The sequence below is a fragment of the Streptantibioticus cattleyicolor NRRL 8057 = DSM 46488 genome (assembly GCF_000240165.1).
Lineage (GTDB): Bacteria > Actinomycetota > Actinomycetes > Streptomycetales > Streptomycetaceae > Streptantibioticus > Streptantibioticus cattleyicolor.
The window spans coordinates 1271736-1290523 of record NC_017585.1 but is presented as its reverse complement, the minus strand read 5'-3'; the positions used below and the strand labels follow the sequence as shown (position 1 = coordinate 1290523).

The 18788-nt window shown below is 73.1% G+C and carries 17 protein-coding genes; 10 read left to right on the top strand and 7 right to left on the bottom strand.

The genetic code is table 11. The features are described 5' to 3' along the window. Positions 1 to 121 precede the first annotated feature (121 nt). From SCATT_RS33455 to SCATT_RS33445, 3 genes are all read left to right on the top strand, one after another. Complete coding sequence (locus tag SCATT_RS33455) at positions 122 to 925, top strand: MerR family transcriptional regulator (RefSeq protein ID WP_014150908.1); 804 nt, start codon at positions 122 to 124, stop codon at positions 923 to 925. Further along, a complete protein-coding gene (locus SCATT_RS33450; RefSeq protein ID WP_014150909.1) occupies positions 922 to 1779 on the top strand; it encodes a hypothetical protein in 858 nt (285 codons plus the stop codon). Before SCATT_RS33455 ends, SCATT_RS33450 begins: the two co-directional genes overlap by 4 nt. Positions 1780 to 1856: 77 nt before the next feature. After that, positions 1857 to 2333 (top strand): MSMEG_6728 family protein, encoded by a 477-nt coding sequence (locus tag SCATT_RS33445; RefSeq protein ID WP_041823876.1) that lies wholly within the window; start codon positions 1857 to 1859, stop codon positions 2331 to 2333. Between the two features lie 34 nt (positions 2334 to 2367). On the opposite strand, the gene SCATT_RS33440 is transcribed toward SCATT_RS33445, so the two are convergent. Further along, the gene (locus SCATT_RS33440) at positions 2368 to 3987 is read right to left on the bottom strand and encodes a cellulose binding domain-containing protein (RefSeq protein ID WP_014150911.1); all 1620 of its coding nucleotides are present in this window, start codon (positions 3985 to 3987) and stop codon (positions 2368 to 2370) included. Between the two features lie 314 nt (positions 3988 to 4301). Here SCATT_RS33440 and SCATT_RS33435 point away from each other — a divergent pair, with 314 nt between their 5' ends. Both SCATT_RS33435 and SCATT_RS33430 read left to right on the top strand, forming a co-directional pair. Beyond that, positions 4302 to 5210 carry an AraC family transcriptional regulator gene (locus tag SCATT_RS33435; RefSeq protein WP_014150912.1) on the top strand — a complete coding sequence of 303 codons (909 nt, stop codon included), beginning with the start codon at positions 4302 to 4304 and terminating at the stop codon, positions 5208 to 5210. A 196-nt stretch (positions 5211 to 5406) separates the two neighbouring features. Then, positions 5407 to 6537 carry a hypothetical protein gene (locus SCATT_RS33430; RefSeq protein ID WP_014150913.1) on the top strand — a complete coding sequence of 377 codons (1131 nt, stop codon included), beginning with the start codon at positions 5407 to 5409 and terminating at the stop codon, positions 6535 to 6537. 46 nt (positions 6538 to 6583) lie between these two features. Here SCATT_RS33430 and SCATT_RS33425 read toward each other — a convergent pair whose 3' ends face one another. From SCATT_RS33425 to SCATT_RS33405, 5 genes are all read right to left on the bottom strand, one after another. Next, a complete protein-coding gene (locus SCATT_RS33425; RefSeq protein ID WP_014627023.1) occupies positions 6584 to 7843 on the bottom strand; it encodes a glycosyltransferase 87 family protein in 1260 nt (419 codons plus the stop codon). Beyond that, positions 7837 to 8550 (bottom strand): ATP-binding cassette domain-containing protein, encoded by a 714-nt coding sequence (locus tag SCATT_RS33420; protein WP_014150915.1) that lies wholly within the window; start codon positions 8548 to 8550, stop codon positions 7837 to 7839. The genes SCATT_RS33425 and SCATT_RS33420 overlap by 7 nt, the downstream gene beginning before the upstream one ends. A 146-nt stretch (positions 8551 to 8696) precedes the next feature. After that, complete coding sequence (locus SCATT_RS33415; RefSeq protein WP_014150917.1) at positions 8697 to 9236, bottom strand: hypothetical protein; 540 nt, start codon at positions 9234 to 9236, stop codon at positions 8697 to 8699. 515 nt (positions 9237 to 9751) lie between these two features. Continuing rightward, positions 9752 to 9955, bottom strand: a complete 204-nt coding sequence (locus tag SCATT_RS33410) for a cold-shock protein (RefSeq protein ID WP_014150918.1) — start codon at positions 9953 to 9955, stop codon at positions 9752 to 9754. Between the two features lie 149 nt (positions 9956 to 10104). After that, positions 10105 to 10440 carry a hypothetical protein gene (locus SCATT_RS33405; protein ID WP_014150919.1) on the bottom strand — a complete coding sequence of 112 codons (336 nt, stop codon included), beginning with the start codon at positions 10438 to 10440 and terminating at the stop codon, positions 10105 to 10107. A 199-nt stretch (positions 10441 to 10639) separates the two neighbouring features. On the opposite strand from SCATT_RS33405, the gene htpG reads away from it, so the two are divergent. The 5 genes from htpG (at position 10640) to SCATT_RS33385 (ending at position 16283) form a co-directional block, all read left to right on the top strand. Beyond that, complete coding sequence (gene htpG / locus SCATT_RS33400; protein WP_014150920.1) at positions 10640 to 12577, top strand: molecular chaperone HtpG; 1938 nt, start codon at positions 10640 to 10642, stop codon at positions 12575 to 12577. Positions 12578 to 12678: 101 nt separating this feature from the next. Beyond that, the gene (locus SCATT_RS33395) at positions 12679 to 13785 is read left to right on the top strand and encodes a YihY/virulence factor BrkB family protein (protein ID WP_014150921.1); all 1107 of its coding nucleotides are present in this window, start codon (positions 12679 to 12681) and stop codon (positions 13783 to 13785) included. A 136-nt stretch (positions 13786 to 13921) separates the two neighbouring features. Continuing rightward, positions 13922 to 14098, top strand: coding sequence for a hypothetical protein (locus SCATT_RS39160; RefSeq protein WP_014150922.1), 177 nt, complete (start codon positions 13922 to 13924; stop codon positions 14096 to 14098). Positions 14099 to 14208: 110 nt separating this feature from the next. Continuing rightward, complete coding sequence (locus SCATT_RS33390; RefSeq protein WP_014150923.1) at positions 14209 to 15048, top strand: SigB/SigF/SigG family RNA polymerase sigma factor; 840 nt, start codon at positions 14209 to 14211, stop codon at positions 15046 to 15048. 65 nt (positions 15049 to 15113) lie between these two features. Further along, positions 15114 to 16283 (top strand): FUSC family protein, encoded by a 1170-nt coding sequence (locus tag SCATT_RS33385; RefSeq protein WP_014150924.1) that lies wholly within the window; start codon positions 15114 to 15116, stop codon positions 16281 to 16283. Positions 16284 to 16297: 14 nt separating this feature from the next. On the opposite strand, the gene SCATT_RS33380 is transcribed toward SCATT_RS33385, so the two are convergent. Then, positions 16298 to 18682, bottom strand: coding sequence for an ATP-binding cassette domain-containing protein (locus tag SCATT_RS33380; RefSeq protein WP_014150925.1), 2385 nt, complete (start codon positions 18680 to 18682; stop codon positions 16298 to 16300). Between the last annotated feature and the right edge of the window lie 106 nt (positions 18683 to 18788).

Below are 18788 nucleotides of genomic sequence, written 5' to 3'. Positions count from 1 at the left end.
GCCCCGGCCGGCCCGGCCCGCCACGCCGTCCATCCCCAACCCACCCGCCGGAGACGCCGGTTGGCGCGAACCGGACGCGCCGGGTTGACCTTGTCGCAGCGTCAACGTCTCTACTGGTGGCATGCGGATCGGAGAGCTCGCCGGCCTCGTCGGCGTCACCACACGCGCGGTACGGCACTACCATCGCATCGGCCTGCTGGCCGAGCCCGCGCGGCAGCCCAACGGCTACCGGGAGTACTCGCTGCGTGACGCCGTCGAGCTGGCGCGGATCCGCCGGCTGACCGAGCTGGGGCTCAGCCTGGAGGAAGTCCGCGACGTGCTGGCCGAGGACGCGGACAAGGAGCTGGCCGAGGTCCTCGCCGAGCTCGACGCCGACCTGGCCCGCCAGGAGGAGGACATCCGGCAGCGCCGGGCACGGCTGGCGCAGCTGCTGGGGCAGGCCGGGGCTGGCGGCGCGCTGCCCGCCCAGGCCCCGGTCTCCCCCGAACTGGCCGCGCTCTTCGACGAGATGGCACGCGTCGCCGCCCGGCTGCCCGGCCCCGAACCGGCGATGGCGGCCCGGGAACGCGAACTGCTCGCCCTGCTGGAGACCGGCTCCCCCGGCGGCGACCGGACGTGGCTCGACGGGCTGACGGCGGCGCTGCGTTCCCACCCCGACGCCGTTACGCGGGCCTACGCGGTCTACGCCCAGCTCGACGAGCTGGCCGACGTGCCCGAGGACGACCCCCGGGTGGAGCGGACGGCGCGCGCCATCGTCGGGAGCATCCCCGACGAGGTGCTCTCCGCGCTCGCCCCGCCCGCCACCGAGGACGTGGACGACCAGGCCGGCGGTGGTTTCGCCGAGGCGTTCCTGGCCGACTTCGCCCCGGCGCAGGCCGCCGCGGTGACCTCGGCGATGCGGCTGCTGCGGGAGCGGAACCGGTGAGCGCGGTGCGGGTACTGCGCAAGGCGGTGCGGTGGTCGTTCGCCGTGACGCTGCCCGGCGAGGCGGTGCTGGTGGTGTGCCTGCTGAGCGGGGCGCGGGTGACGCCGGTGGTGCGGGTCGTCGTGGAGTCGCTGGTGTGCGCCGTCGTGGTGGCCGCGATGACGCTCTTCGCGCTCGACTACCGGCGCCACCACCGGGACCGCCCGGACCGGCGCGCGGCGCTGCGCGCCGCCGTCGCCGACACCGTCCCGGCGCTCGCGCGCAGACTGCTGTCCCATGAACTCGCCCTGTTCACCAGCGTGTTGCGCCGCTTCTCCGGCCGTGGACCGCACGGGGTGGGCGAGGGCGACGCGGCGGTGCCGTACGCCGCCGCGCAGCGGGACGTGATGTACGGCCTGGGGTTCGTCTCCGTCGTGGAGGCGGTGGCGCTGGCCTGGCTGGTCCCGGATCCGGTGGTGCACGCCGTCACCCTGGTCGTCGACGTGTGGGCGGTGTACTTCGTGTTCGCCCTGCAGCTGTCGTGCGTGGTGCGTCCGCACGTGGTGGGCGCCGACGGGTCGCTGCGGCTGCGGTACGGGGTGCTGGTGGACGTCCGCATACCGGCCCGGTACGTGGCCTCGGTGCGCGTCGACCGCCGGTTCTCCGGTGGCCGGATGGGGGCGGTGGACGCGGACGGCGTCACGCGTCTGGGCGTGGGCGGCCAGACGACGGTGACCGTGGAGCTGACGCGACCGGTCGGCTTCGTACGGCCGTTGGGCAGACCGGCCGAGGCCCGGGTCTTCCACTGGTACGCCGAGGATCCGGCCGCCGCCGTGGCGGCGTGGCGGGCGCGGGCGGTGCTGGACGACCGGTGACGGTGGTGGCCGCCGCCCACCCGCCCGGCGCAACGGCGGTGGGCGCGTGGTGTGCGGTGCGGGGCATGATGGGGGTCGTGCAGACGTTTCTGCCCTATCCGGACTTCTCGGCGTCGGCGGCCGTCCTCGACGCCCGGCGGCTGGGCAAGCAGCGGGTGGAGGCGTTGCAGATCCTGCGCGGGCTGACGGTGCCGGGGTACGGCTGGCGGCACCATCCGGCGGTGCGGATGTGGGCGGGGTACGAGGAGGCGCTGGTCGCCTACGGGCTGGAGGTCTGCCGGGTGTGGACGGCGGCCGGGCGCCGGGACACCTGCGCGGTCTCCTTGGTGGCGGGGCTCGGCGCGGGGGCGGCCACGGATCCGGAGCCGCGCGGTCAGGCGGAGTTGGCGTCGGCCGGTGAGCTGCCGCCGTGGCTGGGCCTGCCCGCGTTCCACCGCAGTCATCAGTCGGCGCTGGTGCGCAAGGACCCCGATCACTACGGGCCCCGGTTCCCCGGCGTCCCGCCCGACCTGCCGTACGTGTGGCCCGCCTCGGACCGGCCGGCGCCGGTGTGAGCGGGGCGCGGCCGGTCGGGCGGGAGGCGGCGGTTCAGCCGGTGAAGCCGGCGAAGATCTTGGAGAAGTCGTACGGCTTCTGCGGGATGTTGGTGCACTTGGACAGCGATCCGGTGCAGGCGTTGGCGTCCCGGGTCATCTCCCAGAATGCCAGCTCGCCGAGGTGGTTCTGCTGGGCGAAGGCGACCAGTTGGGAGGCGTCGGACAGCCCGAAGACCTCGGAGGCGTTGTCGTTCTGGCCGAGCATCGGGGTGACCCCGATCATGGCCCACGCCTGGTCGTCGGTGAGGGTGGGCCACACCGACAGCACCTGCTTCCAGGTGGACTGGGCGGCCTGGATGGCGTAGGCGCCCATCCTGCCGCTCGGGTCGGGCGCGGTGGCGTCGCCGTAGTCCATCGCCATGACGTTGACCACGTCGACGGCGAGGCCCGCGTTCTTCGCCGACTGCAGGTTGTACAGGCCGTCGGAGGTGAGTCCGGTGGGCAGCACGGGCAGCGTCAGGCTGACCTTGAGGTCGCGGCCCTTGGCCCGTTGCGCGGCCTGGACCTGGGCGAGGGCGGCCGAGCGGCGGTCGACGGACGCCTGGTCGGTGACGGCGGTGCCTTCGATGTCGAAGTCGACGCGGTCGAGGCCGTAGACGTCGACCACCTTCTGGTACTGGGCCGCGAGGGCCGACACCGAGGTGCAGGACTGGGCGAGTTCGGTGCCGTTGGCGCCGCCGAACGACACCCGTACGTCACCGCCGGCCGCGCGCAGGGCGTCGATGTCGTCCTTGTCCCATCCGGTGGCCGGGTCGTAGGCGCCGAACCAGCTCGCGGTGCACGGTGTGCCGCCGTTGATGACGAAGGCGAGGGAGAACTGCTTGATGCCGGACGCCTGGGCGAGCGCGGGCAGGCTCGGGGTGGGGTAGGCGCCCAGGTCCACGTAGGGGGCCGCCGCGCCCGGGGCCGTTCCGCTGCCGGCGGTGGCGGTCACGGGGGCGGAGGCGGGCGATTCGTTGCCCGTGGCGTCGAAGGCGGAGACGGTGATGGTGTGACTGCTGCCGGGGAGGAGCCCGGTGAGGGTGGCGGAGGTGCCGGTGACGGTGGCGACGACGGCGCCGTTGTCACGCACGTGGTATCCGGCGACGCCCTGGTCGTCGGTGGAGGCCTTCCAGCTCAGGGAGATGCTGCCGGGTCCGGTGGCGGTGACCGCCAGCCCGGTGGGGGTGGTCGGCGGGGTGGTGTCCGGGGGCAGGCCGGCACAGGGCGCGTTGTTGATGGTGCAGTTGGCCGGGGCGTTCTGGCCGGCGGTGCCGGTGCTGACGTCGAAGCCGACCACGGGTGCGGTGGCGCCGGGGGCGAGCGGGGTGGCCCAGCTCGGTGAGGTGAGCGTGTAGTGGGTGCCGCCCGCGGTGGTGGTGGAGGTCAGGGTGGCGTTCCACACGCTGCTGATGGTCTCGCCGGAGGGCAGGTCGAAGGAGAGGGACCAGGTGGGGACGGTGGCCTTGGTGTTGTTGGTGATGGTGTAGTCGCCCTCGAAGCCGGTCTGCCAGCTCTGGGCGACCGACCAGGTGGCGACCAGGCCGGTCGTCCCGGTGGCGGCGTGCGCCGTGACCAGGGGTGTTACCAGCAGGGCGGTAGCGGTGACGAAGGGCACGACGACACGCCTCATGGCGAGCCTCCCCGTAGGAGAGGGTGGCGAGGGCACGGCCGCGCCACCGAGCTGTAGGGCCGATCCACCGCGCGGCCACCCCAAGATGGTCCAGACCAAAGCACGGCGTCAAGGGGTGCGAACGGGTAACGGCCGGACGCCGGGCCGGAGTCGGGGGCTCCGACGCCCTTGGCCGGAACGGGTCCGCGTCCGGCGGACGGGCCGGCGGCGAGTGCGCTCAACCGTCTTGGACGCGTATCGCCCGTTTATCGGTTATTCACCCGTCTTCGGGATCATCATCACCATCGGCCGAACCGGGTGGAAGGGGCGGGACCATGACCGTGGAGGGGCTGGCGGGGACGGATCCGGGGGCCGTGGCAGGGGCGGGCGAGCACTGGTGGCCCAGCCTCGCCGACCCGGGCACCCGGATCGTGCCGGTCGGTGGGGCGCACGGGGTGGTGATCGGGCAGCCGCATCCCCGGCTGCGCGGGCATGTGCTCAGCTACGCGGGGATCGACGGCGCCGACGTGGCGGTGGCGACGGTCCAGCGCGTTCCGCCCGAGTGTGCCGTCATGCTGACCATCTGGCTGTCGGGGGCCTGCCGGGGGCGGTTGTTCACGGCACGGTGTCCGGCCGCCGTGCCCGCGCTGGGCGTCGCCGGCCTCTACGACCGCTTCTACCGGATCGGGCCCGGCATCACCGGCGCCGCGGTGCTGGTGGCGCTGGCACCGCCAAGTGCCTTCGCGCTCTTCGGAGTCGGCATGGGCGAACTCGCCAACACCCACCTCCCGCTCGCCGATCTGGTGGGCCGCCGCGCCGCCGTCCTGGCCGAACAGCTCGCGCTCTGCCCGACCTGGCGCGCACGCTTCACCGTCCTCGACCGCACCCTGACCCGCTGGCTGTCGGCGGGACCGGTGCCGGACGGCACCCTGGTGCGGGCCTGGCAGCGCATAGCGACCTCCCGGGGCGGGACGGGCATCGGCCGGATCGCGGACGAACTCGGGTGCAGCCGACGCCACCTGGAGAAGAAGTTCGCCGAACAGGTCGGCCTGTCACCCAAGACCGTGGCCCGCGTCTGGCGCTTCCAGCACGCCGCCCACCTGCTCCTCGCCGCGCCCGGCCGGCCCTGGGCCGACATCGCCCACGCCTGCGGTTACACCGACCAGGCCCATCTCAACCGGGACTTCCGCCTCCTCGCCGGACGCACCCCCACCCAACTGCTCGACGCCCGCCCGCACCCGTGACGCGCCCTCGGCGTTCGCATTTCTCCAATGCCGCGCCCGGCCCGCGCTCCTAGTTTTCTCACCGTGCCCCGGGCCACGGCACGATGGGGGTCGCGCGGTGGTCCGGGGACCCGCCGCCCGGCCACGGGCGCCGCGGAGGTGGCGTCCGCGCGACCGCCGGCTCTCGACCACGGAGGATGTTCGGTTGTCTTCATCCATGAGGCTCACCCGCCGCGCGTCGGCGGTCGCGTCCGGCTGGCTCGTCGTGACGGCTCTCCTGCTCGGCTGGGCGGTCTCCCCGGCGCGGGCGGCCGGACCACCACGGGCGGGCGTCGTCGTTCCGCCGGGGGTGACGGCCGGGGTGGCGGTCTTCGACCGGCAGACCGGTACGTTCACCGAACAGCTCGACGCGCACGCCCAGTTCCGTTCGGCCTCGGTCGTCAAGCTGCTCATCGCGCTGGACCACCTGTGGGACCGCGGCCCCGACTACGACCTGCCGCCGGACGACCGCGCCCGGCTGGACTCGATGCTGCGCAGCAGCGACGACGACGCGGCCTCCTTCTACTGGTCGCGGGAGGGCGGCAGCGCCATCGTCGACCGGATGACCGCGCGGCTCGGGCTGACCGACACCGCCGGACCTCCGGCGGGCTACCCGGGGTACTGGGGGTACACGGCGCTGTCCGCCGCCGACACCGTCACGATCTACCGCTACCTGCTCGACACCGCGCCGGCCCCGGTACGCGACCTGGTCATGGGCGACCTGCGGGCCTCCACCCGCTGCGGCAAGGACGGCTTCGACCAGCGCTTCGGCATCCCCGCGTCGTTCGAGCGCCCGTGGGCGGTCAAGCAGGGCTGGTCCGGCTTCGGCAGCTCCGGTGACTGCACCGGCAACGAGGCCGCCGCGCCACGTTCCGCACGGCCGGCCGGCGTCGACCTCACCCGGCGCGCGCTCCACACCACCGGCACGGTCGGCGCCGGCGACCGCTCCATCATCGCCGTCTTCACCCTCCAGCCCACCGACACCACCTTCGGCGCCGCGTACACCAACCTCGACCGCCTGGTGCGTTCGCTGAACGTCCCCGGCGGTACCCATCCGGCCGGCGGCTGGTACGGCACCTGGGGAACCGGCGTCCACGTACGCGCCGCCACCACCACCGACTCCACCGTGCTGACCGCGCTCCCCTCCGGGGTGGAGACGCTGGTCTCCTGCCAGAAGCAGGGTCAGACGGTGACCGTCGGCTCCTACGTCAACGACTGGTGGGCCTATCTGCCGCTGTACGGCGGCTGGATCACCAACATCTACCTGGACTACCCGGGGAACGAACTCCCCGACGTCCCCGTGTGCTGACCCGCCGCCGGTGCGCGGCCGCGCGAGGGCATCGCCGGCCGTGGCGCTACACCCGCGCCTCCTCCCGCCGCGCCGGTACCGCCCGCCCAACGGGCACCGGGGCGGTGCGCCGGGTCACCGTCACCGTTGCGGTACGGCGGTGGACGGCGGCGATCAGGCGGGGCCAGACCATCAGCGCCACGGGGTAGACGGCGGAGCCGACGCGGGTGGCGGGCATCAGCAGGACGGCGATCGTCAGGCCGAGCGCCAGCCGGTCCCCCGCCGCCACGACGCCACGCGGCGGGCGGACGAGCAGCGAGACCCCGACGGCCGCCGCCGCCAGGCCCAGCAGCACCATGGTGACCGCCTTGCCGTCCGGCAGCAGATCCGCGATCAGCCGTCCCGGCAACGGGCTGGCCGCGGTGGACACCGTCCGGGCGAGCCCGGAGGGGTAGAGGACGACATTGGTCACGAAGGCGTCCGCGTCCACCACCGCGGCCGGCAGCGTGCACACCAGGGCGACCCCCGCCATCGCCACCGCGCACCGGCCCGCCGCACGGCGTCCACGGCACACCGCGACGAGCACCGGCAGTACGGCGAGGGCCGGCCACGCCGTCCACTTCAACGCCGCCGCGGCCCCCACCGCCAGCCCGGCGGCCACCGGACGACCGGCCCGGGCACCGGAGAGCGCCAGACACAACAGCCCGACGACCGGCGGATCCACGCCGCCGATCACCAACGGCAGCGCCAGCACCGGACAGGCGGTCAGCCACAACAACCCCCGTCCACCGGCACCGGACATCCGTACGGCCGCCGCCATCGCCGCCAGGAACGCCACCGTCATCCACAACCGGGCACTGGTCAGCAGATGGTCGCCGAAGAGCGCGTGCGGCAGCCCGAAGACCGACATGCCGGGCAGGTAGGGGTTGAACTCCGGTACGCAGCGCGGCTGTTGGAGGTAGGGCGTGCCGGAGGACAGCAGCGTCGCGGCGCCGCGTTCGATCACCCCGACCTCCATCTGCGCCTTGCCGGCCACCACCAATCGCACCAGCGGTACGACGACGGCCCCCGCCACCGCCACGGCCGCCGCTCCGCTCCCCCACCGCACCCGGGAGCCGGCGGCCACCAGGCAGGCGGCGCCGTATCCCCCGGCCGCCGCCAGGCCCCACGTCTCCTGGGCGGTGCCGGCGGGCGAGGCGACCCCCACCGCCAGCGCGGCCACCGCGCAGCCGGCCAGCACCACGACTTCGAAGGCGGGCCGGGCGGCGAGGCGGGACGCGGCACGCCACAGCGCGGCCGTCCGCCGGACCCCCGTCGTCGTCACCATCCCGGTATCTCCCTTCCGCCGACGACGCGGCCCTCGCGCAGCAGCACCTGCCGGTCGGCGTCCGCGGCGACCGACGCGTCACGGGCCGCCAGCACCAGCGCCGCGCCGACGGCACGGGCGGCCTCCAGCACCGAGCGGGTGACGTCCAACGCCTCGCCCCGGTCCATCAACTCGGCCGGGTCGTCGGCCAGCACCACCCGGGGCGCGGTGGCCAGTACGGTGGCGGCGGCCACGCGGTGGGACTGGCCGCAGGACAGTTCGCCCGGGTAGCGCCGGCCGCAGCCGGGGGCGCCGAGCCGGTCCAGCCACGCGGTGGCCACCCGGCGGGCGGCCCGGCGGCGCAGCCCCATCCGCCGCAGCGGCCGGGCGACGTTCTCCGCGCAGGTCAGATCGGGGCGCAGCATCGCGGCCCCGGTCAGCAACGCGGGGCCGCCCGAGGTGCGTTCGACGCCGAGCCGGACGCCCTGGTAGACCACGAGTCCGGCGTCCGCCCGCAAGTGGTTGGCCAGGCACATCAGCAGCGTCGACTTGCCCGCGCCCGGCTCGCCGCGCACCACGACGGCCTCACCGGGACGTATCGCCAGCGAGGCCCCGTCCAGCGCCACGTACGGGCCGAAGGACTTGCGGACCCCGAACGCGGCCAGCACCACCCTCGGCGGCCGGGACGGCGGCGAGCCGGCCTGGCACAGCCTCGTGCTCACCTGCATCGGACGCCCCACGGGCACGGGCCGGGACGGGCGGGGCACGGGGGCGGATCACGGTGGAACAGCATGCCGACGACTATACACATCGGGTATACGCGTCATGTATACCGCCGGGTGAACAGCCGTCCGGGAACGTGCCGGACCGAGGGTCAGCCGGTGCGGCGCGGGGTGAGGGAGGTGGCGACCTCGCGGGTGGCGCGGTGCCAGAAGCCGGTGGAGGCGAAGTAGATCCCGCCGGCCCCGATCAGCCCGACGGCGACGTCGACGCTGGTGCGCCCCTCCTTGGCCCAGTAGACGTCCTCCAGGTCGAGCAGGAGCATCAACTCGTCGACGATGAGAGCGTTCGCGCTGCCGTAGGCGATGGCGGTCAGCGGGTGGCGGCGGTGGCGTTCCTGGCCGCGCAGGGCCACCGCGCCCACCCCGCACAGCAGCGCGATGCCGATGTTGTAGTGGTGGAAGTGGCGCCCGCCGAGCCGGATCCCCCCGCCGGACGGGCCGTGGCCGCCCCTGATCCAGTACGTCAGCGCGCGGGTGACGCCGAACGTCGCGGTAAACGCCGACCAGGCCATCAGCACCGACTGCTCGGCGGGGCCGACGTGGTCACCGTACGCGTCCTTCAGCCGGCTGCCCAGGCCCGGCCGCCCGGGGTCGCGCCGCTCACCGTGCCCGCGTCTGGCCAACAGCCCCATGCCGCTCCTCACCGCAGTGCCGCCCCGGGCCCCCGGCGCCCAGTCTCACACCGCGGCCGTCCCCGGGCCGGTCGGGCGCGCCCGGGAGCCGTAGCGGGTCCCCGGCCCGGCGTACCCGGCGACCGCTCGCGGCACCCCGTGAACGGTCGGCCGCCGGAGCGGCGTCGACGCACCGCAGCCGCGCGGGGCCCGTGGGAAGTCGATCTGGCGGAACGTCGGCCAGTATGCCTCGCAGAAGTGCGGCTCGGAGTAGGCGCTCTGCCGGGGAGGGAGATTCGGCGGGGCTGCTCACCGCTGGTGCGGATCACCGGGTCGGGGTCGGACCGGCCGGCGGGCGTCCGCCCGGCCGCCGTGGCCGCGCGGGCGTGATGTGGGCGCCGGTGGCGCAGGTGACACCGCGCCGGGTTCTCCCGCGCCGGGGCCCGACGAGGTTCACCCTTACGGGCGCCCTTTCACGCCCGAGGCCCGGGGCCGCCACCGGTGGTGGCGGCCCCGGGCCGGGTGTCCCCGCGGTGTCAGGCGCGCACGATGTTCTCGGCCTGCGGGCCCTTGGCTCCCTGGGTGATGTCGAAGGTCACCGTCTCGCCCTCGAGGAGTTCGCGGTAACCGTTGCCGGAGATGTTGGAGTAGTGGGCGAAGACGTCGGGCCCGCCTCCGTCCTGGGCGATGAATCCGTAGCCCTTTTCGGAGTTGAACCACTTCACCGTACCGCTGGCCATGCGTTATTCCTTTGCTCCACTGCCGGCCGGCCCCCGCGGGGCGCGAGTCCGAAGGCCGCCCGTACGGCCTCCGCAAGTGTGTACCCCCGCCCGGCGCCCGCCACACCACCCGGCCGGGGCAACGTGGTTCCCGCCCGTGGCGGGGTGCCTCAGACCCGGGCGGGGCAGGGGCCGCCCGGCGGGTGGCGGCGCAGCGGGCCCAGGCACCGTGGGCACAGGTCGCCCCGGACCCGGTCGCGCCTGGGGTCCCACGGGGTGCAGTGCGTGCGCTCGCGGCCGTCGGCGGTGCGCACCGTGACGGCCCACCCCATCGGGTGGCCCAGGGCCGCCCGGGCGTCCGCCCCGTAGTGCACGGCGAGGACGACGTACGTCTCGCCGTCGGTGCCGCTGGTGTAGACGCCGCCGGGGCGGCGGGGGCCGACCCGGCGGCGGTGGACGTGCCGGGCGCGCTCGGCCGTTAACGCGGGCTTGCTGGTGCTGGTCATCAACGGAACGGGTCTTTCTTGATCGACAAGTGCTGGGACAGCTCGGTTACCCCGCTCCATCACCGCACAGACCTGTAGGTCCGGGAAAGGACCACTGCCCGCGCGTACTGCGAACGGGCGAGGGCGCGCGCCCCGCCGGGTGATTTAAAGTGCTGTGATCGTCCATGTCACCCGGTGACCTGAGAAGGAAACGCGAATCATGCCGACCGAGACGTTCGAGTTCCAGGTAGAGGCACGTCAGCTGCTCCAGCTGATGATCCACTCAATCTACTCGAACAAGGACGTGTTCCTGCGGGAGCTCGTCTCCAACGCCTCCGACGCGCTCGACAAGTTGCGCATCGAGGCGCTCCGCGACGACACCCTCGGCGCGGACGTGTCCGACCTCCACATCGAGATCGAGGCCGACAAGGAGGCCCGCACGCTGACGGTGCGGGACAACGGCATCGGGATGTCGCACGACGAGGTGGTCCAGCTCATCGGCACCATCGCCAACTCCGGCACCGCGAAGTTCGTGCGGGAGCTGAAGGAGGCCAAGGACTCCGCCACCGCCGAGGACCTGATCGGCCAGTTCGGCGTGGGCTTCTACGCCAGCTTCATGGTGGCCGACGAGGTCACGCTGGTGACCCGGCGGGCCGGGGAGAGCAAGGGCACCCGCTGGACGTCGAGCGGCGAGGGCACGTACACCATCGACACGGCCCCGGACGCGCCCCAGGGCACCTCCGTCACCCTGCGCCTGAAGCCGGCGGACGCCGAGGACAAGCTGTACGACTACACCTCTCCGTGGAAGATCAAGGAGATCGTCAAGCGGTACTCGGACTTCATCACCTGGCCGATCAGGATGGTGACCGCGGCCGACAGCGACACCGGCGCCGACGAAGAAGCCTCGGAGGGGCAGGAGGCCGGGCCGCGCGAGCCGGAGACCCTCAACTCCATGAAGGCGCTGTGGGCGCGCCCCCGGGACGAGGTCTCCGACGAGGAGTACCACGAGCTGTACAAGCACATCAGCCACGACTGGAGCGACCCGCTGGAGATCGTCCGGCTCCAGGCGGAGGGCACCTTCGAGTACCAGGCGCTGCTGTTCATCCCGTTCCACGCGCCGCACGACCTGTTCATGCAGGGGTACAAGCGCGGTGTCCAGCTCTACGTCAAGCGCGTCTTCATCATGGACGACTGCGAGGAGCTGATGCCGCCCTACCTGCGCTTCGTCAAGGGCGTGGTGGACGCGCAGGACCTGTCGCTCAACGTCTCCCGGGAGATCCTCCAGCAGGACCGGCAGATCCAGCTGATGCACCGGCGCCTGGCCAAGAAGGTGCTCTCCACCGTCAAGGACATGATGACCGGCTCCCCGGAGCGGTACGCCACGTTCTGGCGGGAGTTCGGCCGGGTGCTCAAGGAAGGGTTGCTGAGCGACTTCGAGAACCGGGACGCCATCCTCGCGGTCTCCTCGTTCGCCTCCACGCACGACAAGGAGGAGCTGACCACCCTCCAGGCCTACGTGGAGCGGATGAAGGAGGGCCAGGAGCACATCTACTACCTGACCGGCGAGTCCCGGCAGGCGATCGAGAACTCCCCGCACATGGAGGCGTTCCGCGCCAAGGGCATCGAGGTGCTGCTGCTCACCGACCCGGTGGACGAGGTGTGGGTGGACGCGGTCCCCGGGTTCGAGGGCAAGCAGCTGCGGTCCATCGCCAAGGGCGAGGTGGACCTGGGCACCGAGGAGGAGAAGAAGGAGGCGGCGGACGAGCGCGAGAAGCGCCAGGAGGAGTACGCGGCCCTGCTGACCTGGATGTCCGAGCTGCTCGGCGAGCACGTCAAGGAGGTGCGCCTCTCCTCGCGCCTGACCGTCTCGCCGGCCTGTGTGGTCTCCGACACCCACGACGTCACCCCGGCGCTGGAGCAGATGTACCGCGCCATGGGCCAGGAGGTGCCGCACGTCAAGCGCATCCTGGAGCTCAACCCCGGCCACCCGCTGGTGAGCGGGCTCAACAAGGCGCACGCCGAACGCTCGGACGACCCCGCCCTGGCGGAGACGGCCGAACTCCTGCACGGCATGGCCCTGTTGGCCGAGGGCGGCGAGCTGACCGACCCGTCGCGCTTCATCAAGCTGGTGGCGCAGCGGCTGGAAAACACACTGTAGTCACCATCCCGGGGTAGCCGGCCGCCGCCTGGGTATCCGCAAGACCAGGGCGGCGGACGGCGGTTGCCTTCGGCCGCGGGATCCGGCGGCGGGAGGAAACCGTGGGTCATCGGCACGTGGCGCCGACGTCAGCTCCGTGGCCGGAGGCGGTGCGCGGCGGGCGCCCCGGCTCCGTCGCGGCGAGGGCGCGGACGTACCGTACGGCGCTGTGGCGCACCCTGGCCGCGGTGTGGAACGACAGCCGCACGGACGAGGCGGCGGCGCTGACCTACTACGCGGTGCTCGCGATCTTCCCCATGCTGCTGGTCACCGTCTCGGTGGTGGGGCTGGCGCTGCCCGGGGCGCCGGACGAGGTGATCGGGCGCCTGGACGAGGTGGTGCCGGCGGCGGTGCGTCCGGTGCTGCGCGATTCGCTGGGGCGGGCGCTGGGGCAGTCGTCCGGGGCGTGGCTGCTGATCGTGTTCGGCACGGTCAGCGCGATGTGGTCGGCCTCCAGCTACCTCAGTGTCTTCCGCCGGATGCTGCACTCCCTGTACGGAGTGGCGGACTGCCGGCCGGCCTGGCGGAAGGCGCCGCGGATCGTGCTGACGGCGCTCGCCGTGCTGGCCGTGCTGATCTCCAGCACGGCGGCGCTCTCGCTCAGCGGCACGGCGGCCGGGAGCGTCGGACGGCTGCTGAGGCTCGGCGGCACCGCGGTGGCCGTCTGGGGTGTCCTGCAGTGGCCGGTCATGCTGGTGCTGGCGGTGGTGCTGGTGCTGGTGGTCTTCCGTACCGGCCCGGCCGCCGCCCGTTCCCCGTGGCGTACGCTGCCCGGCGGCGCCCTCGCGGTGGCGTTGTGGCTGCTGTCGTCGTTCGGTGTCGCCTTCTACGCGGCGCACGTCAACTCCTACAGCCGGCTGTACGGTTCGCTCGCCGGGACCGTCGTCTTCCTGTTGTGGCTGTGGTTGTCCAACCTGGCGCTGGTGGTGGGTGCCCAGTTCAACGCGGTGCTGGCCGGCGCCCCGGCCGGCTCGGAGTGCGGTAACGGGTCACCCGGCGCCGCCGTTCCCGGCCGCGGGGGCGAGCAGCACGACGACGAGCCAGGCGCACAGCAGGCTCATCACGGCCACCGCGCCGAAGGCGGCGATCGTGGCGCCGGGACGGGGCAGACGGCTCATCGGGAACCTCCTCGCGATCGACGTGCGGTATCTCGCCGTTTCCCCCGGTGAGCGCGGCGAACCGTCGGTTCCCGGCCGATCGTCCCCGCCTCCCCGGCCCGGGGCCGCGGTGGTTTAACAGCGGCGAACGCACGGTAACGGTGTCCGCGACGACCAACCCGGTGCTCAAGACTGCTGGAGGCGGAACGTGTCTGATCCGGGACGAGGCGAGGGGCGGGACGACTCCGGCCTGCCCGACGACCGCCCGCGTGGCGGCGGGCCGGAGGACTGGACCCCCGCCGGGAGACGCAGCCGCCGCGGCATCTGGGTCGTGGTGGCCATCGTGGCGATCGTGATCATCATCTTCGCCATCGTCCTGGTGTGACGGGTTTTTTCTGACAACTCGTCAGCTTGAGGTTTACCCTGCGCCCACCGGGTTAGTCGGGGGTGTCGTCCCATCTGGGAGAACCGACACCATCCGGGAGGGAACAGGCAATGCCGGCCCAGCCGCAGGCACAGGTCGCCGCCACCACGAGGAGCGCACGGGAACCGGCGCGGGACGCCGGTACGGCGGAGATCCGGGAGATGTCCCGGGTGATGTTCGCCCGTCTGGCGACGCTGGAGGAAGGCACCGAGGAGTACCAGTACGTCCGAAACTCGCTGATCGAGCTGAACACCGCGCTGGTACGGTTCGCGGCCAGGCGGTTCTCCCAGCGGGCCGAGCAGATGGACGACATCCTGCAAGTGGGGCTGATCGGCCTGATCAAGGCGGTGGACCGCTACGACCCCGGCTACGGCACCGAGTTCGTCAGCTTCGCGCTGCCCACCATCACCGGGGAGATGAAGCGGTTCTTCCGTGACACCAGCTGGGCGGTACGCGTCCCGCGCCGGCTCCAGGAGCTGCGGATCGAGCTGGCGAAGGCCACCGACGTCCTCGCGGTGGAACTGGACCGCGACCCCACGGCCGCCGAGCTCGCCGCGCACCTGGGGATCGGCGAGGACGAGGTGCGTGAGGCGCGCACCGCGCTGGGCGCCTACAACGCCTCCTCGCTGGACGCCCGCACCCGGGACGAGGACGCCGACGAAGGCAGTGCCTGGTCCCACCACCTCGGCGGGGACGACCCGGCGCTGGAACGGGTGGAGAACCTGACCGCGCTGCGCCCGCTGATCGCACGGCTGCCGGAGCGCGAACGCGCCATCCTCGCCCTGCGGTTCGGCTCCGGGCTGACCCAGCGCGAGATCGGCCGCCGGCTGGGCCTGTCCCAGATGCACATCTCCCGCCTGCTCACCCGCACCCTCGCCACGCTGCGCGAACAACTCCTCGCCGAGCCCTGAGCCCCGCCCCCGCACATCGATCACCACGGCGAAGCCCACCAAGGCGACCGGGAGGAAGAGCCACCATGCCCGCAGCGGCCCGGGCGGCATCGCGTCTGCGCGGTGCCGTGGACCGTACCCGGCGGGGGCTGACCGAGGCCGTCCGCCGTCCGGGGCCGGCCCGCAACGACCTCCTGCTGCAACTGAAGGCGGTGGCGGCTGCGGTGGCCGCCTGGTCGGTGGCCTCGTGGCTGCTGCCCGCGCAGGTGCGCACGTTCGCCCCGTTCACCGCTCTGCTCGCGCTCCAGCAGACGCTCTACCGCTCGGTGTGGGAGGCGTCGCGCTACCTGGTGGCGATGGCGGTGGGCACCGCGCTGGCCGGGGCGTTCGGCACCACGGCCGGGGTGCACGCGTGGAGCCTGGGGCTGGTGACGCTGCTGGCGCTGGCGGTGGCGAAGACGCCGTCGCTGGGCGGGCAGCGCATGCAGGTGCCGGTCACCGCGCTGTTCGCGTTCGCCTCGGGCCAGGGCCGGTGGGCCTACATCGGTCACCTGGTGGCCGCCGTCGCCATCGGTGTCGTCTGCGGGCTCGCCGCCCACCTCGCGCCGGCCCCGCGGACGCACACCGCCACCGCCCGGCAGCAGGCCGGCGAGGTGTGCGCCGCGGTGCACGCGCTCCTCGCCGACATCGCGCCGGCGCTGGCCGACGGACCGGCCGACGCCGGGCAGGCCCGCGCGTGGGCCCGCCGCTGCGACGAACTGGCCGCCCGGATCGGCGGCGTACGGGCCGTGATCCACCGCGAGGAGGAGAACGCCAAGCTCAACCCGCGTGGCGGGCCGACCACGGCACCTCCGGACCTGTCCGCCTCCCGCGCGCTCGTGGACGCCCTGGACCACGTCGTCGCCCACGTGCGGTCCATCACCCGCGCCCTGTCGGCCACGGCACCGGACGCCGACGCCGGCCACGACACCACCCACCGCCGTTTCCTGCACGCCTACGGCGATCTCCTCGGCCACGTCGCCACCGCGCTGCGGCTGTGCGCGCCCGAGGACCGGTGCCCGGGGCCCGACCTCACCGAGGCGATCCACCAGGGCGCGCGGCACTGCCGCACCCTGGCCGACCGGCACCGCGACCGGCGGCCCACCTCCCCGACCTGGCCGCTGCACGGCACCCTGCTCACCGAGGCCGAACGCATCCTCGGCGAACTGCGCCGACTGTCGCCCGAGGGGGCGGACGGCGGCGCGGTGCCGGGCTGACGCGCCGGTGACGGTCAGCCGCCGACGTACGCCGCGAGGTGTTCGCCGGTGAGGGTGGAACGGGCGGCGACGAGGTCGGCCGGGGTGCCCTCGAAGACGACCCGGCCGCCGTCGTGGCCGGCCCCGGGGCCGAGGTCGATGATCCAGTCGGCGTGTGCCATGACCGCCTGGTGGTGTTCGACGACGATGACCGACGTGCCGGAGTCCACCAACCGGTCGAGCAGGCCGAGCAGTTGCTCGACGTCGGCGAGGTGGAGACCGGCGGTCGGCTCGTCGAGGACGTAGACACCGCCCTTGTCCCCCATGTGCGTGGCCAGTTTCAGCCGCTGCCGCTCGCCGCCGGAGAGCGTGGTCAGCGGCTGCCCGAGGGTGAGGTAGCCCAGTCCCACGTCGGAAAGGCGCCGCAGGATCCTGTGGGCCGCCGGGGTACGGGCCTCGCCGGTGCCGAAGAACTCCTCGGCCTCGGAGACCGGCATCGCCAGCACCTCGCTGATGTCCCGGCCGCCGAGGCGGTACTCCAGCACCGACGCCTCGAACCGCTTGCCCTCGCACTCCTCGCAGACGGTGGCGACGCCGGCCATCATCGCCAGGTCGGTGTAGACCACGCCGGCCCCGTTGCAGCTGGGGCAGGCGCCTTCGGAGTTGGCGCTGAACAGCCCCGGCTTGACCCCGTTGGCCTTGGCGAACGCCTTGCGCACCGGGTCCAGCAGACCGGTGTAGGTCGCCGGGTTGCTGCGCCGCGAGCCGCGGATCGCCCCCTGGTCGATCGAGACCACGCCCGCTCCGGCCGGGATCGACCCGTGCACCAGCGAGCTCTTGCCGGAGCCGGCCACCCCGGTGACGACGACCAGCACCCCCAGCGGGACGTCCACGTCGACGTCGCGCAGGTTGTGCGCCGACGCGCCCCGGATCGGCAGCGTGCCGGTGGGCTCGCGCACCGTCTTCTTCAGCGCGGCCCGGTCGTCGAGGTGGCGGCCGGTGATCGTGCCGGATCCCCGCAGCCCCGCCACGGTGCCCTCGAAGCAGACGGTGCCGCCCGCCGTGCCCGCGCCGGGGCCGAGGTCCACGACGTGGTCGGCGATGGCGATCACCTCCGGCTTGTGCTCCACCACCAGCACCGTGTTGCCCTTGTCCCGCAACCGCAGCAGCAGCCCGTTCATCCGCTGGATGTCGTGCGGGTGCAGTCCGATGGTGGGCTCGTCGAAGACGTAGGTGACATCGGTGAGCGAGGAGCCGAGGTGGCGGATCATCTTGGTGCGCTGCGCCTCACCGCCGGACAGGGTGCCCGACGGCCGGTCGAGCGAGAGGTAGCCGAGCCCGATCTCCACGAAGGAGTCGAGGGTCTGGCGGAGCGCGTCGAGCAGCGGCGCGACCGACGCCTCGTCGAGGCCGCGGACCCAGGCGGCCAGGTCGCTGATCTGCATCGCGCAGGCGTCGGCGATGCTGATCCCGTCGATCTTCGACGAGCGGGCCGCCTCGTTCAGCCGGGTGCCGGCGCAGTCGGGACAGGTGGTGAAGGTGACCGCCCGGTCCACGAACTCCCGGACGTGCGGCTGCATCGCCTCCCGGTCCTTGGACAGCATCGACTTCTGGATCCGCGGGATCAGCCCCTCGTAGGTCATGTTGATGCCCGCGATCTTCATCCTGACCGGCTCGCGGTGGAGGAAGTCGTGGCGTTCCCGCTCGGTGAAGTCACGGATCGGCTTGTCCGGGTCGAACAGGCCCGACTCGCTGTAGAGCCGGTGGTTCCAGCCGCCCGCCTTGTAGCCGGGGATGGCCAGGGCGCCCTCGTTGAGCGCCTTGGTGTCGTCGAAGAGCTGGGTGAGGTCGATGTCGGAGGCGGTGCCCATGCCCTCGCAGCGCGGGCACATACCGCCGGTGACGCTGAACTCACGCCGCTCCTTCACCGTCTTCCCGCCGCGCTCGAAGGTGACCGCGCCCGCCCCGCTGACCGAAGGGACGTTGAAGGAGAACGCCTTGGGCGAGCCGATGTGCGGCTGCCCGAGCCGGCTGAACAGGATGCGCAGCATGGCGTTGACGTCGGTGACGGTGCCGACGGTGGAGCGCGAGTTGGCGCCGATGCGTTCCTGGTCGACGATGATCGCGGTGGTCAGCCCGTCGAGCACGTCGACGTCGGGCCGCGCCAGGGTCGGCATGAAGCCCTGCACGAAGGCGCTGTACGTCTCGTTGATCATCCGCTGCGACTCGGCGGCGATCGTGCCGAACACCAGCGAGCTCTTGCCCGACCCGGAGACCCCGGTGAACACCGTCAGCCGGCGCTTCGGCAACGCGACGCTGACGTCCTTGAGGTTGTGCTCACGCGCGCCCCGCACGCGGATGAGGTCGTGGCTGTCGGCAACGTGCGGCGCGGGCGGGTCCGTCCTTCGGGCCGTGCTCATCGTGTCTCCGTGGGTCGTCGGGCGGAGCCGCCGGGCCGGGCGCGACGCGGCGGCCAACGCATTATCCACGCCACCACGGACACCCGGCGCGACAGCGGATCCGCCC